Raw genomic sequence first — 13,549 nt, forward strand, 5'->3', positions numbered from 1 at the left:
GCCGACGGACAGCGCCGTCGGCGGGACGCCCGGCACTCCAAGGGCGGACAGGCCCCGCGGACACGGCCTAGGCTCCGGATCATGCAACGCAACGAGGTCATGCAGCGGGTCGTCGGGATTCTCACCGAGGCGGTCGAGATGCGGCGGCAGGCACGCGAACACCCGGACAGCGACGTCGTGTCGAGCGGTGCGGTGGCCGCGCTGCTCGCGGAGACGCTGCCGGACATCCGACTGCCCGCCGAGGCGGGCGGCCGGGCCGCGGTCGACATCATCACCGAGGAACTCGGCCCGGCCATCGTGACCATCGCGAACTGCTTCGCCTTCGCCTTCGTCCAGCTCGCCGAGATCCACGACGCGGGCCGCACCGACGTCCCCGCCGCCGAGGTCCTGCGCGCCATCTCCCTGCGACTGGCGGGACAAGAGGGGCAGGAGGGGCAGGAGGGGCAGGCGGGGCGCGCGGGGCAGTGAGAGGAGGGAGAGGGCGCCCACGGGGACGCCCCGGTGGTCGGGGAGAACAGGGGGCGCCCGTCCCGTCCGTGCCGCAGGCCGGGGAGCCGACGCGGAGCCTGCGCAGGGGGAGCGGGCCGGTGACCGCGGCGTAGGCCAGGCGTAGCGGCACGACGCGCGATGCGAGGGGTGCCGACAGCGAGGAACGCCTTACGGGCGCGACGTTCCGCAGGACGCACTCCGCGCGCCCCGCGAGGTGTCGCGTCGTACCGCGCACGAAGGCGGATGAAGGCGTGCGCGGGTGTGCGCGGGCGGTGGAGGGCCGGGAAGGGGGGTGGGGGGCGCCGGGCGGCCCGGCGAGGTCGTCGCGGGCCGCTCTCCGGGGTGCGCGGGCGGTGGGGACGCCCTCTGTGCGGTGAGGTGCCCCCGCGGAGTGGGGCGGGGTGCCTCGGAGTACGGCTGGTGCCGCCTCGGTGTGCCGGGCGATGCCGCCTCCGGGTGCCTGGGGGCGGCCGTCGTGCCTGGTGGGGGGGGTCAGGCGGCGGGCGGGGTCGTGCTCTCCTGCTCGGCCTCGACGCGCGCGTTCCACTCCGGCTTGGAGGCCTGCCAGCCGTCCTCGTTGTGGCCGAGCCGCCAGTAACCCGAGATCGACAGGTCCTCGCGGGGGATCGCCAGCTCGACGCGGAGCAGTTTGCGCAGCTCCTTCACGCAGGCGGCCTCGCCGTGCACGAACGCGTGCAGCCGGCCCTCGGGGAACTCCAGCGCGCGGACCGCCTCGACCAGCCGCTCGCCGACCGGGCGGTCGCCGCGGTGCAGCCAGACGACGTCCACGTCGGAGTCGATCTTCTGCTCCTCCTCCGGGCCGCTGATCTCGACGAACGCGTGGGCCACGGCGCCCGCGGGAAGCGCCTCCAGCGCGGCGGCGATCGCGGGCAGCGCGCTCTCGTCGCCCGCGAGGAGGTGCCAGTCGGCGGCCGGGTCGGGGGCGTAGGCGCCGCCGGGGCCCATGAAGCGGATGATCTCGCCGGGCTGGACGCGGGCCGCCCACGGCCCGGCCAGGCCCTCGTCGCCGTGCAGGACGAAGTCGAGGGTCAGCTCGCGGTGCTCGGCGTCCCAGTGGCGGACCGTGTACGTCCGGGTCACCGGCCACTGCTCGCGGGGGAACTCCGCGCGGATGCGGTCCACGTCGAAGGGCTCGGGGTAGGTCACGCCCGCCGGGCCGAACAGGAGTTTCACGTAGTGGTCGGTGCAGGTGTCGGCCGCGAACTCGGCCAGGCCCTCCCCGCCGAGGATCACGCGCTGCATGTGCGGGGTGAGCCGTTCGGTGCGGACGACCTGCGCGGAATGGGGCTTCCGCGGCTTCCGTGCCGGACGTTCTGCCATGACGGCCTCCCAAGTTGTTTGGTTAGGTTTACCTAAGTTAGCACCCCGCCCCCCTGTGGTGCTCATGATGAGTGGGACCGGCCTCGTCCGCGTGCCCCGGGTAACCTCCGTCGCCCCGGTCACGCCTCCCGGCCGTCCCCCGGCCCGCCTCGGGCCGCTCCACCGCCTCCGACGTCCCGCGACGCCGTCTCCGGCCTCCCGCGACACCGTTTCCCGCATCCCGCGACGCCGTTTCCCACGTCCCGCGACGTACTGCTGCCGCTCCCCCCGTCCGCGAGGGCTCAGTCGCCCAGGGTCGACAGCAGCCGCTGGAGCGATCCGCCGAGCCCCCAGCGCTCCGCCAGTCCCTCCAGTGTCGCCGGTTCCCGCGGAGTCCGCGGCAGCAGCGTGTCCACCTCGGGCAGCGGCACGTCACCGGCGACCCGGACCACCTTCGGGGCGACCGCCAGATACGGCCGGGCCTCGACCAGCCGCTTGCGCTGCGACGGTGTCAGCTTCGCCGCCGGGTCGTCGACCGCGGCCTCGATCCCGGCCAGGTCGCCGAACTCCGCGAGCAGCTTCGCCGCGGTCTTCTCCCCGATGCCGGGCACGCCGGGCAGACCGTCGCTCGGGTCGCCGCGCAGGGTCGCCAGGTCCGCGTAGCCGCGGCCGTCGACGCCGTACTTCTCGCGCAGCCACGTCTCGTCCGTGAGCTGGAGGGTCCCGACGCCCTTGAGGGGGTACAGCACGCGCACCCCGCGCGCGTCGTCCACGAGCTGGTAGAGGTCGCGGTCGCCGGTCACGATGTCGACCGGGCCCTTGGCCCGCCCGGTGAACGTGCCGATGACGTCGTCCGCCTCGTACCCCGCGACGCCCACCCGCGCGATGCCCAGCGCGTCCAGGACGGCCTCGATGACCGGGACCTGCGGGGAGAGGGTGTCGGGCACCTCCTCCTCGTCGGGGCCCGCCTCGCGTTCCTCGGCGACCCGGTGGGCCTTGTACGACGGGATGAGGTCGACCCGCCACTGCGGACGCCAGTCCGCGTCCATGCAGGCGACCAGCTCGTCCGGCCGGTGGTCCTTGACCAGGCGGTCGATGAAGTCGAGCAGTCCGCGTACGGCGTTCACCGGCGTCCCGTCCGGGGCCTTCACGGAGTCCGGGACCCCGAAGTAGGCGCGGAAGTACAGCGAGGCGGTGTCGAGGAGCATCAGTCGTCCGGTCACGCCACGCATCATGCCCCACCGGGCCCGCGACGCCCGGCCGGATTCACCCCCGCGCCCGCCGCGCCCCCGTGCCGCGCCCCGTCGTGCCCCCGTGCCGGGCCCCGCCGCGGCAGGGCTGCGCGGGGCCGTGACCTGTGAAGGGCCTGTGAACTGGCCCACTCGCACGTTTGCGCCCAGGGCGTCCGGGCAGGCGCGGCCTCGGAGCGGCGCAGGTTGCGTGTTCAACCGCCTGCTGACGCCGGACCCTGACCGGTCCGGCGTCCGCGGCGGCGGGACGTGCCCAGCCGTGGTCCGTGACGGCGGGTCCCACCGGCCCGCCGTCCGTCACGTCGGCCCGCACCGGCCCCGGCCGGACCCGCGCTCCTCCGGTCCTTGCCCCCGATCCGAGAAGGTATGTGTGTCCTCCAGGCTGGAAGCCGATCACCTCTACAAGGTGTTCGGCAGACGACAGGACGAGGCGGTCGAACGGCTGCGCGGCGGAGCCGACCGTGAGGAGCTGCGCGCCGACGGCACCACCGCCGCCGTCATCGACGCGTCCCTCACCGTGGACCCCGGCGAGATCTTCGTCGTCATGGGCCTGTCCGGCTCCGGGAAGTCTACCCTGCTGCGCATGCTGAACGGGCTGCTGGAGCCGACCGCGGGACGCGTCCTCTTCGACGGACAGGACCTCACCGCGCTCCCCGCCCGCGAGCTGCGCGAGGTCCGCGCCCGGAAGATCAGCATGGTCTTCCAGCACTTCGCGCTCTTCCCGCACCGCAGCGTCCTCGACAACGCGGGCTACGGCCTCGCCGTCCAGGGCGTCCCGCGCGCCGAGCGCGAGGAACGCGCAGCCGAGGCGCTGCGCCTGTGCGGCCTGGCGGGCTGGGAGCGGTCCTGGCCGGACGAGCTGTCCGGCGGCATGCAGCAGCGCGTGGGCCTCGCCCGCGCCCTCGCCACCGACGCCGACCTGCTGCTGATGGACGAGTCCTTCAGCGCCCTGGACCCGCTGATCCGCCGCGACATGCAGGACCAGCTGCTCACGCTCCAGAAGACGCTCAAGAAGACGATCGTCTTCATCACCCACGACCTCAACGAGGCGATGCGTCTCGGTGACCGCATCGCCGTGATGCGCGACGGCCGCGTCGTCCAGACCGGCACCGCCGAGGACATCCTCCTGCGCCCCGCGGACGACTACGTCGGGTCCTTCATCCAGGACGTCGACCGCTCCCGCGTGCTCACCGCCTCCGCCGTCATGGACACCGAGGTCCGCGGCGACGAGGCCGACTGCGCCTGCGCGACCGCCGCCCCGGACACCCCGTTCACGGAGCTGTGCGCGCTCAGCGCCCGCCTCAGCCACCCGGTCGCCGTCCTCGACGCCGACGACGCGCTCGTGGGCGTCGTCCCGCGCCGCCGCCTGGTCGGCCTCCTCGGCGACGAGACGGGGGCGCCCGCCCCCTGCGGCTCCCCGCGCGACGAGGGGAAGGTGACCGCCCGTGCCTAGGCTCCACCTCGGCGACTGGGTCGACTCCGGCGTCGACTGGCTCGTCACCCACCTGTCCTGGCTCTTCGACGCCGTCAAGACGGTCGTAGAGGGCCTCTACGACGGCATCGACGCCGTCCTCACCGCGCCCGAGCCGCTGCTGCTCGCGGGCATCCTCGCCGTGCTCGCCTGGTGGCTGCGCGGCCTGGTCGCCGGGGTCCTCGGCTTCGCCGGGTTCGCCCTGATCGACTCCCTCGACCTGTGGGAGGAGGCGATGTCCACCCTCTCCCTGGTGCTCGTCGCCACCCTCATCGCCCTGCTGATATCGGTGCCGCTCGGCATCTGGGCGGCCCGTTCCAGGACGGTCAGCGCCGTGCTGCGGCCGGTCCTGGACCTGCTCCAGACCATGCCGTCGATGGTGCTGCTGATCCCGGCGATCCTCTTCTTCGGCATGGGCGTCCCCGCCGGTGTCGTCGCCACCCTGATCTTCGCGCTCGCCCCCGGCGTCCGCATGACCGAACTCGGCATCCGCCAGGTCGACCCCGAACTCGTGGAGGCCGCCGAGGCGTTCGGCACCTCGCCCCGTGACACCCTGCTGCGCGTGCAGCTCCCGCTGGCCCTGCCGACCATCATGGCGGGCGTCAACCAGGTGATCATGCTGGGCCTGTCGATGGTCGTCATCGCGGGCATGGTCGGCACCGGCGGCCTCGGCGGCGCCGTCAACGAGGCCATCGGCCAGCTCGACATCGGCCTCGGCTTCGAGGCGGGCCTCGGCATCGTCGTCCTCGCCATCTACCTCGACCGGATGACGGGCGCCCTCGGCACCCGTATCTCCCCGCTCGGCCGCCGGGCCGCCGCCAAGGCCCGCCCCACGATGTGGACGTACCGGCCCCGCCCGGCCGTCGCCGTGATCGGCGTGGTCGTGCTGGCGCTGGTCGCCGGGGGCATGGGTGTCTTCGGCCGCGACTCCGGCACCGCCGAGGCCTCCGCCACGGACGTCGGCAAGGGCCGCGAGGTCACCATCGGCTACATCCCGTGGGACGAGGGCATCGCCTCCACCTACCTCTGGAAGGAACTCCTGGAGGAACGCGGCTTCGAGGTGAAGACCACCCAGTACGCGGCCGGGCCGCTCTACACCGGTCTCGCCACCGGCCAGGTCGACTTCCAGACCGACTCCTGGCTGCCCGTCACGCACGCCGAGTACTGGAAGAAGTACGGCGACCGCCTCGACGACCTCGGCTCGTGGTTCGGCCCCACCTCCCTGGAGCTGAGCGTCCCCGCGTACATGAAGGACGTGAACACCCTCGCCGACCTCAAGGCGCAGTCCGGGCGGTTCGGCGGGAAGATCACCGGCATCGAGCCCAGCGCCGGGATGATGGGCCTGCTCAAGGACAAGGTCCTGAAGCAGTACGGCCTCGACGGCACCTACAAGGTCGTCGACGGCTCCACCCCCGCGATGCTCGCCGAACTCAAGCGCGCCTACGCCAAGAAGGACCCGATCGTCGTCACCCTGTGGTCCCCGCACTGGGCGTACAGCGAGTACGACCTGAAGAAGCTCAAGGACCCGCAAGGCGCCTGGGGCAGGGGCGACGGCGTGCACACCCTCTCCCGCAAGGGCTTCGCCGACGACAACCCCGAGGTCGCCGCCTGGCTCAAGGACTTCCGGATGACCGAGAAGCAGCTCACCGGCCTGGAGGCCGCCATCCAGAAGGCCGGCAAGGGCAAGGAGCAGGACGCCGTCCGCACCTGGCTGAAGGACGAGCCCGCCCTGCTCGACAAGTGGGCCCCCGTCGGCACGGCCGCGCAGAGCCGGGCGGCCGGGTGACCTGACAGCACCCGGTACGCCCAGCGAGGGGCGGGTCCGCCGTACGCGCCTGACACGCGCGGCGCGACCCGCCCCTCGCGCCCGTCCCCCCGGCCCACCCGCGTCCCGGCTACGGGAGGAATCCGGCCAACCACGCAGCGCCACGCCCATGCCCAGGCCGCGCCCGGCCCCGTGTCCCGGCGCCGCGCGCCCCACCAGCCGGATCACGGGCCGGACGGCCGCACGGGAACACCGGGCCCGCTCCGTACGCTGAACAGAGAGAGCGCACGACGCCGGAGCGGCGTGCGCGGCGTTCCGTCCGCGGGGCGTGCGCGGCGCACCACTGGCGTGAAAGTGGGGGGTCGCGCGGGACACCGCGGGTCCCCGACGCGACAGGCCCGTGAAACGGTTTGCCGAAGATGCGTAGGGTGCAGAGAACCCTTCACAGGGGAGTGCGCCGGCAGCGGGGCACACGGGAAGTCGGAACGCGAGCGAAGGAGGGAGCCGGAGCGATGGGCGACCACAAAGAACAGCCCCTTCGGGTGGGCGCGGCCGTGCGGCGCCGCCGCCGGTCCCTCGACCTGACCCTCGCCGTCGTGGCCCAGCGCAGCGGCCTGTCGGTCCCCTTCCTGAGCCAGATCGAGAACGACCGGGCCCGGCCCAGCACCGGCTCCCTGGAGAAGGTCGCCGACGCCCTGCGCACCACCGCCGTCGAACTCCTCGCCGCCGCCGACCCCGCGTGCAGCGTCGACGTGGTCCGCGCCGAACCGGCCGAGGCCACCGGCTCCGCCCCGCCCGCGCGCGCCTCGCGTTCCCTCGTCCGGGGCCATCACCAGATGCACGCCACCGAGTTCACCGGCGACCACGAGGCGGGCCGCGAGTTCCAGTACCGCAACGACCAGTTGATGTACGTCGCCGACGGCGCCGTCGAGATCGAGGCCGAGGGCCGCGCGTACCGTCTAGGCCGCGGCGACACCCTCTACCTCACCGGCGGGGTCCGCCACCGCTGGCGGGCGACCGTGCCGGACACCCGGATCGTGGTGGTCGCCGTCGCCGAGCACATCGAGGCGGTCCGGGACCGGGAGCGGTAGCCGCCGCCGTGCTGCGCGTCGTCTCCCTCGTCCCCTCGCTCACCGAGGCGGTCGCCGTCACTCTGCCCGGCGCCCTGGCCGGTGCCACCGACTGGTGCACCCACCCGGCCGGGCTCGGCACCGCCCGCGTCGGCGGCACCAAGAACCCGGCGGTCGACCGGATCGTCGCTCTCGCGCCCGACCTCGTCGTCGCCAACGAGGAGGAGAACCGGGAGCCCGACCTCGCCGCCCTGCGCGCGGCCGGGATCGAGGTCCTGGTCACCGAGGTGCGGGACGTCCCGCAGGCCTTCCGCGCACTCGACCGCGTCCTCACCGCGTGCGGCGCCCGCACCCGCCCCCGCTGGCTCGACGAGGCCGAGGCCGCCTGGGCGGCGCCGCCCGGCGCAGCGGAGCGTCCTGCGACGGCCGTGGTGCCGATCTGGCGCCGCCCCTGGATGGTCCTCGGCCGCGACACCTTCGCCGGAGACGTCCTGGCCCGCCTCGGCGTCCCCCACCTCTACGCGGACGCCGCGGACCGCTATCCCAAGGTGCCCCTGGCGGACCTCCGGGCGGCGGCACCCGACCTGGTCGTCCTCCCCGACGAGCCCTACCGCTTCACCGCCGACGACGGCCCCGAGGCCTTCCCCGGTGTCCCCGCCGCGCTGGTCAGCGGACGGCATCTCACCTGGTACGGCCCGTCGCTCGCCGAGGCGCCGCGGGTGCTGTCGGGGGCGCTGCGAGCAGCGCTCCGCTGAGCAGGCCGCGGGCCGTGCCGGCGGCGGCCACCGTCCAGGCGGCCACCAGCACCACGTACAGGCCCACGGCGAGCGCGTCGAAGGCGACGAGACCGGTGTGCCGGGCCAGGGCCTCGGCGCCGGTGACGCAGGTGCCCACCGGGAAGGTGAACGCCCACCAGGTCATCGCGAACCCCATCCCGCGCCGCCGGGCCCGCGCCACCAGGGCCGTCGCCAGCACCAGCCACAGCAGCGCGAACCCCATGACCGGCACCCCGTACAGCACCGCCACGACCGCGAGCCCGCCGCTGTCCGGACCGGGCAGCACACCGGGCGCGACCTCGGCGAACGCGCCCACGGCCGTCGTGGACTGGCCGAGCGGCCCCAGCACCAGGAACAGGGTCGGCGTCAGCAGCAGGGGCAGCGGGCCGCCGGTGAGCAGCCGGGCGAAGACCAGCGGCAGCATCAGCAGCACGGCCAGCAGGCTCAGCCCGAACAGCGCCACGCACCCGAACAGCAGCGTGGCCCGTGCCTGCCCGGCCGGGAGGTACGGCACCAGCCGGGGCCCGGCCGCCGCCGACACCATCGGCGCGACCAGCGGCAGCAGCCACACCGGCGTGGCCTCGCCGGGCCCGACCCGGTGGCGTACGGCCATCAGGTACGGCACGGCCACGGCCGACGCCAGCGCCACCGCCGTACCGGCGCCGAACAGCACGGCGTCGACGGCGACCGCCGCCCGCGTACCGACCACGTCGCGCCCGACGGCGAGCGTGCCCGCGCCCACCGCCGTCAGCGCCATCGCCAGGCAGCCGTAGAACGGGACCGTCGCCGGGTCGAGGAGGTGGGCGCGGGCCTGGTCGGCGTGATGGCGCCAGTGCAGGGTGCGCGCGGCCAGCAGCGCCACCAGCAGGGTGAGGGAGAGCGCCCAGACGACCGTGCAGAGGACCCGCAGGCCCGGCACCGTCAGCGGCAGCCCGGCCCCCGCGGTGGCGACCACGGCGGTGCCCATGACCGTGGCGTACCAGTTCGGTCCGAGGTGGCGGACGGCCGCGGCGCGCGGGCGGGGCAGATCCGGGAGACGGGAGAGGCGTGGAAGGTTCAGGGGCTGGGCTGCGGTGACCATACGTCCACGGTCCCGCCGGAACACGGACGCGACCAGGGAGGATGACTCTATGAGGGCATAAGCTGACTTTATGAGCGGTACGGAACAGCGGGGAGCGGGCGGGGCCGGTGAGGGTCGTACGACCGGCGGGGCCGGTGACGCCGGTGCGGTCGGCGGGGAGCGGGGGGTGGCGGGCTCCCTGGCCCACCGGGTGCCGGATCTCGGCGCGCTGGAGCTGCTGCTCGCCGTCGCCCGGCTCGGCAGCCTCGGCGCGGCGGCTCGCGAGGTGGGGATCACCCAGCCCGCCGCGAGCAGCCGGGTGCGGTCCATGGAACGCCAGCTCGGGGTGGCCCTCGTCGACCGTTCGCCGCGCGGGTCACGGCTCACCGCCGCCGGGGCGCTGGTCACCGACTGGGCGCGCCGGATCGTGGAGGCCGCCGCCGCCTTCGACGCGGGCGCGCAGGCGCTGCGCGACCGGCGGGACTCGCGGCTGCGGGTGGCGGCCAGCATGACCATCGCCGAGTACCTGCTGCCCGGCTGGCTGCTCGCCCTGCACGCGCGGCGCCCGGACACCGCGGTGTCCCTGCTCGCCGGGAACTCGGCGGCGGTCGCGGAGCGGCTGCTCGGGGGAGAGGCCGACCTCGGGTTCGTGGAGGGCGTGAGCACGCCGGCCGGGCTGGACTCGGCGGTCATCGCCCACGACCGCCTGCTCGTCGTCGTCGCGCCCGCCCACGCCTGGGCCCGGCGCCGCCGGTCGGTGGCCGCCGGTGAACTCGCGTCCACGCCGCTGATCCTCCGGGAGCAGGGCTCGGGCACCCGCCAGGTCCTCGACGCGGCCCTGGGCGGCCTGGCTCGCCCCCTGATCGAACTGTCCTCGACGACCGCGGTCAAGGCGGCGGCGGTGAGCGGCGCGGGCCCGGCGGTCCTGAGCGAACTGGCGGTGGGGGAGGAGCTGGCCTCCCGCCGCCTGGTCGGGGTCCCGGTGGAGGGCGTACGGCTGGGGAGAGAGCTACGGGCGGTCTGGCCCACGGGACATCGACCGACGGGGCCGGCGCGGGAGCTGCTGGCGTTGACGAGGGGGTGAGGGGGCGGCCGCCCCCGGGAACACCAGCCGCGGACTCATGGAGCCGCCTCCGGGAACACCAGCCGCGGACTCACCGAGCCGCCTCCACCAGCCCCCGCATCACCCGCACGTCCTCGCCCATCTCCGGATGCCACTGCACGCCCAGCACCCAGCCCTTCGCGGAGGGCGACTCCACCGCCTCCACGGTCCCGTCCACCGCGTACGCCGTCGCGACGAGCCCCGTGCCCAGCCGCTCCACCGCCTGGTGGTGGAACGACGGCACCGACGCCTCCTCCGGCACCAGCGCCGCGTACCCCGACCCGGCCACCGGCGTCACGGGGTGCCGCCCGAAGACGCCGACCACCTCCGCGTGCCCGTCGAGATGCTGCACGAGCGTCCCGCCGAGCGCGACGTTCAGCAGTTGCATCCCCCGGCAGATCCCGAGCAGCGGTGTCCCCGAGGCGAGCGCCGCCTCGATCAGCGCCAGCTCCCACGCGTCGCGTTCCGGCGCGGGCGGCCCCGTACGGGGGTCGCGCGGGGCGCCGTAGCGCGCGGGGTCGACGTCCGGGCCGCCCGCGACGACCAGCCCGTCCAGGCGGGCCACGGCCGCCGCCGCGTGCTCGGGCGCGTCCGGCGGCAGCATCACCGCGAGCCCGCCCGCCCGCTGCACCAGCCGCGGATACCCGGCGGGCAGCAGCGCCGCGTCCAGCTCCCACACGCCCCAGCGCGCCCCGGCCTCCAGATAGGTGCTGACCCCGATCAGCGGCCGCCGGGCCCCCTGACCGTCCTCCTCGGCACCCGCCGCATCCACGGCACCCGCTGTACCCGCCGCGCTCACCGCATCCACCACAGCCACCGCTTCCCTGCTCGTGTCCGCGAGGACTCCCACCCGAATGGACCTGGACCGAACCATTGCACACCCCGGCGCCGCGGACCAGGACGTGTCCGGCCAGGACGCCCCAGGCCCCCCGCAGGACCGTCAGGCCCTCGGACCCTCAGGCCCCTCAGGCCAGGAATCCCCGCAGCAGCGCCGCCGTCCCCGCGCAGTGCTCGCGCATCACCTCGCGCGCCCCGTCCGCGTCCCCGTCGAGCACCGCCTCCACCAGGGCCGTGTGCTGGTGCTGCGAGTGCTCCAGGTTGCGCACCAGGAGCGGGATGCAGTCGAGGAGGTCGTTCACGGTGGCCCGGACCGCCGCGTACCGGGCGGCCAGCGAGGGCGAGCCGGACAGTTCGGCGAGGGTCAGGTGGAACAAGGTGTCGCGGCGCCGGTAGTCGGCGAGCGGGGCGTCCCGCGTGCCGTCCAGCGCCTCCCGCAGCCGCGCCGCGCCGACGCCGTCCAGCCCCTCGGCCGCGCACAGCCCGGCCGCCCCGACCTCCAGCACCTCGCGGAACCGCAGCACGTCCTCCAGGTCGACACCGCTCACCCGCCGCCGCAGCTCGGCCTCGCCACCCGCGCCGACGGCCCGCGGCAGGACGAACGTGCCGCCGTACCGGCCCCGCCGGGACTCCACCAGACCCTGGTCCTGGAGCACCTTCAGCACCTCCCGCAGGGTCACCCGGCTGATCCCGAGCCGCTCGGCCAGCTCCCGCTCGGCGGGCAGCCGCTCCCCGTCCGGCACCAGGCCCAGCCGCATCACCTGGAGGATCTGCTCCAGGGCCTCCTCGAAGCCGTTGCCCGCCCGCACCGGTCGCAGCACCGGCGTCAGCCGGTCCTCCGGCGCGCCGCCGGTGTCCGCCGCCATCCGTCGCGCCCCCTTCCCAAGCAATGGTCCTCCGCCATACCTTAGGACCTCCGGTCATCGGCCGTCCCCTCCCCGTCGGCCACCGACCGCCGTCCAGAGGAAGCCGGAGGAGGCCCTCCCGTGGCACACCGCACCCCCCCGCTCGGCGTCGAGGAACTGCGCCGCCTGGTCGCCGACGGCGAGATCGACACCGTCGTCCTCGCCTTCCCCGACATGCAGGGCCGCCTCCAGGGCAAGCGGTTCGCCGCCCCCTTCTTCCTCGACGAGGTCCTCGGCCACGGCAGCGAGGGCTGCAACTACCTCCTCGCCGTCGACACCGAGATGAACACCGTCGACGGCTACGCCATGTCGTCCTGGGAGCGCGGCTACGGCGACTTCGCGATGCGCCCCGACCCGGACACCCTGCGCCGCGTGCCCTGGCACCCCGGCACCGCGTTGCTCGTCGCCGACCTCGCCTGGGAGGACGGCTCGCCGGTCGTCGCTGCGCCCCGGCAGATCCTCCGCCGCCAGCTCGACCGGCTCGCCGGCCTCGGCCTGACCGCGCAGGTCGGCACCGAGCTGGAGTTCATCGTCTTCAAGGACACCTACGAGGCGGCCTGGGACGGCGGATACCGCGGGCTCACCCCGGCCAACCAGTACAACATCGACTACTCGATCCTCGGTACCGGCCGCATCGAGCCCCTGCTGCGCCGCCTGCGCAACGAGATGGCGGGCGCGGGCCTCACCGTCGAGTCCGCCAAGGGCGAGTGCAACCCCGGCCAGCACGAGATCGCCTTCCGCTACGACGAGGCCCTCGTCACCTGCGACCAGCACGCCGTCTACAAGACCGGCGCCAAGGAGATCGCCGCCCAGGAGGGCGTCTCCCTCACCTTCATGGCGAAGTACAACGAGCGTGAGGGCAACTCCTGTCACATCCACCTCTCCCTCACCGACGCCGACGGCGCCAACGCGATGGCCGACGCCGACGGCGGCATGTCCGACACCATGCGTCACTTCCTCGCCGGTCAACTGGCCGCCCTGCGCGAGTTCTCCCTGCTCTACGCGCCGCACATCAACTCCTACAAGCGGTTCCAGCCGGGCTCCTTCGCCCCGACCGCCGTCGCCTGGGGCCCCGACAACCGCACCTGCGCGCTGCGCGTCGTCGGCCACGGCCGCTCCCTGCGCTTCGAGAACCGGCTGCCCGGTGGGGACGTCAACCCGTATCTCGCGGTCGCCGGACTGGTCGCGGCGGGCCTGCACGGCGTCGAGCAGCGCCTCGAACTCCCCGAACCCTGCACGGGCAACGCCTACGCCGCCGACTACGCCCACGTCCCCGCCACCCTCCGTGAGGCCGCCGAACTGTGGGAGCACAGCGACCTCGCCCGCGCCGCCTTCGGCGACGAGGTCGTCGCCCACTACCGCAACATGGCCCGCGTCGAACTGGCCGCCTACGACGCGGCGGTCACCGACTGGGAACTGCGCCGCTGCTTCGAACGCATGTGATCCACCGACCCCGCCCGGTACGCCCGCCGCACCGTCCCCCGGCGGCGCGGCTCCCCCCACC

At 74.6% G+C, this 13,549-nt stretch carries 12 protein-coding genes; 7 read left to right on the top strand and 5 right to left on the bottom strand.

The genetic code is table 11. The features are described from left to right. Positions 1–81 precede the first annotated feature (81 nt). Positions 82–468, top strand: a complete 387-nt coding sequence (locus ACIQPQ_RS17950; RefSeq protein ID WP_401304908.1) for a hypothetical protein — start codon at positions 82–84, stop codon at positions 466–468. 513 nt (positions 469–981) lie between these two features. Here ACIQPQ_RS17950 and ACIQPQ_RS17955 read toward each other — a convergent pair. Both ACIQPQ_RS17955 and ACIQPQ_RS17960 read right to left on the bottom strand, forming a co-directional pair. Next, complete coding sequence (locus tag ACIQPQ_RS17955) at positions 982–1,830, bottom strand: siderophore-interacting protein (protein ID WP_383778099.1); 849 nt, start codon at positions 1,828–1,830, stop codon at positions 982–984. A gap of 281 nt (positions 1,831–2,111) precedes the next feature. Next, positions 2,112–3,041 carry a 5'-3' exonuclease H3TH domain-containing protein gene (locus tag ACIQPQ_RS17960; protein WP_401304909.1) on the bottom strand — a complete coding sequence of 310 codons (930 nt, stop codon included), beginning with the start codon at positions 3,039–3,041 and terminating at the stop codon, positions 2,112–2,114. Positions 3,042–3,429: 388 nt separating this feature from the next. Between ACIQPQ_RS17960 and ACIQPQ_RS17965 the strand changes: the two genes are divergently transcribed. The 4 genes from ACIQPQ_RS17965 (at position 3,430) to ACIQPQ_RS17980 (ending at position 8,120) form a co-directional block, all read left to right on the top strand. After that, positions 3,430–4,512, top strand: coding sequence for a glycine betaine/L-proline ABC transporter ATP-binding protein (locus ACIQPQ_RS17965; protein WP_401304910.1), 1,083 nt, complete (start codon positions 3,430–3,432; stop codon positions 4,510–4,512). After that, positions 4,505–6,316 (top strand): ABC transporter permease/substrate binding protein, encoded by a 1,812-nt coding sequence (locus ACIQPQ_RS17970; RefSeq protein WP_401304911.1) that lies wholly within the window; start codon positions 4,505–4,507, stop codon positions 6,314–6,316. The genes ACIQPQ_RS17965 and ACIQPQ_RS17970 overlap by 8 nt, the downstream gene beginning before the upstream one ends. 491 nt (positions 6,317–6,807) lie before the next feature. Next, positions 6,808–7,386, top strand: coding sequence for a helix-turn-helix domain-containing protein (locus tag ACIQPQ_RS17975; protein WP_401304912.1), 579 nt, complete (start codon positions 6,808–6,810; stop codon positions 7,384–7,386). 11 nt (positions 7,387–7,397) lie between these two features. Then, positions 7,398–8,120: a helical backbone metal receptor gene (locus ACIQPQ_RS17980; RefSeq protein ID WP_401305239.1), complete on the top strand. Its 723-nt coding sequence runs from the start codon at positions 7,398–7,400 to the stop codon at positions 8,118–8,120. On the opposite strand, the gene ACIQPQ_RS17985 is transcribed toward ACIQPQ_RS17980, so the two are convergent. Continuing rightward, positions 8,047–9,222 (bottom strand): TDT family transporter, encoded by a 1,176-nt coding sequence (locus tag ACIQPQ_RS17985; protein WP_401304914.1) that lies wholly within the window; start codon positions 9,220–9,222, stop codon positions 8,047–8,049. The two genes, ACIQPQ_RS17980 and ACIQPQ_RS17985, sit on opposite strands and share 74 nt — an antisense overlap. Positions 9,223–9,292: 70 nt before the next feature. On the opposite strand from ACIQPQ_RS17985, the gene ACIQPQ_RS17990 reads away from it, so the two are divergent. Beyond that, the gene (locus tag ACIQPQ_RS17990) at positions 9,293–10,285 is read left to right on the top strand and encodes a LysR family transcriptional regulator (RefSeq protein ID WP_401304915.1); all 993 of its coding nucleotides are present in this window, start codon (positions 9,293–9,295) and stop codon (positions 10,283–10,285) included. A 70-nt stretch (positions 10,286–10,355) separates the two neighbouring features. Here ACIQPQ_RS17990 and ACIQPQ_RS17995 read toward each other — a convergent pair whose 3' ends face one another. Further along, on the bottom strand, positions 10,356–11,075 hold the full coding sequence (locus ACIQPQ_RS17995; protein WP_401304916.1) for a gamma-glutamyl-gamma-aminobutyrate hydrolase family protein: 720 nt from the start codon (positions 11,073–11,075) through the stop codon (positions 10,356–10,358). Positions 11,076–11,268: 193 nt separating this feature from the next. Further along, positions 11,269–12,006, bottom strand: a complete 738-nt coding sequence (locus ACIQPQ_RS18000) for a FadR/GntR family transcriptional regulator (protein ID WP_401304918.1) — start codon at positions 12,004–12,006, stop codon at positions 11,269–11,271. A 120-nt stretch (positions 12,007–12,126) separates the two neighbouring features. Here ACIQPQ_RS18000 and ACIQPQ_RS18005 point away from each other — a divergent pair, with 120 nt between their 5' ends. After that, complete coding sequence (locus ACIQPQ_RS18005) at positions 12,127–13,488, top strand: glutamine synthetase family protein (RefSeq protein WP_401304920.1); 1,362 nt, start codon at positions 12,127–12,129, stop codon at positions 13,486–13,488. Positions 13,489–13,549 lie beyond the last annotated feature (61 nt).

Source organism: Streptomyces sp. NPDC091281 (assembly GCF_044757425.1).
Taxonomy (GTDB): Bacteria; Actinomycetota; Actinomycetes; order Streptomycetales; family Streptomycetaceae; genus Streptomyces.

Excerpts from the sequence above, each read along its gene's own strand:
- ACIQPQ_RS17950 (WP_401304908.1), top strand. The coding sequence starts at position 82 with ATGCAACGCAACGAGGTCATGCAGCGGGTCGTCGGGATTCTCACCGAG.
- ACIQPQ_RS17955 (WP_383778099.1), bottom strand. The coding sequence starts at position 1,830 with ATGGCAGAACGTCCGGCACGGAAGCCGCGGAAGCCCCATTCCGCGCAG.
- ACIQPQ_RS17960 (WP_401304909.1), bottom strand. The coding sequence starts at position 3,041 with ATGCGTGGCGTGACCGGACGACTGATGCTCCTCGACACCGCCTCGCTG.
- ACIQPQ_RS17975 (WP_401304912.1), top strand. The coding sequence starts at position 6,808 with ATGGGCGACCACAAAGAACAGCCCCTTCGGGTGGGCGCGGCCGTGCGG.
- ACIQPQ_RS17985 (WP_401304914.1), bottom strand. The coding sequence starts at position 9,222 with ATGGTCACCGCAGCCCAGCCCCTGAACCTTCCACGCCTCTCCCGTCTC.
- ACIQPQ_RS17990 (WP_401304915.1), top strand. The coding sequence starts at position 9,293 with ATGAGCGGTACGGAACAGCGGGGAGCGGGCGGGGCCGGTGAGGGTCGT.
- ACIQPQ_RS18000 (WP_401304918.1), bottom strand. The coding sequence starts at position 12,006 with ATGGCGGCGGACACCGGCGGCGCGCCGGAGGACCGGCTGACGCCGGTG.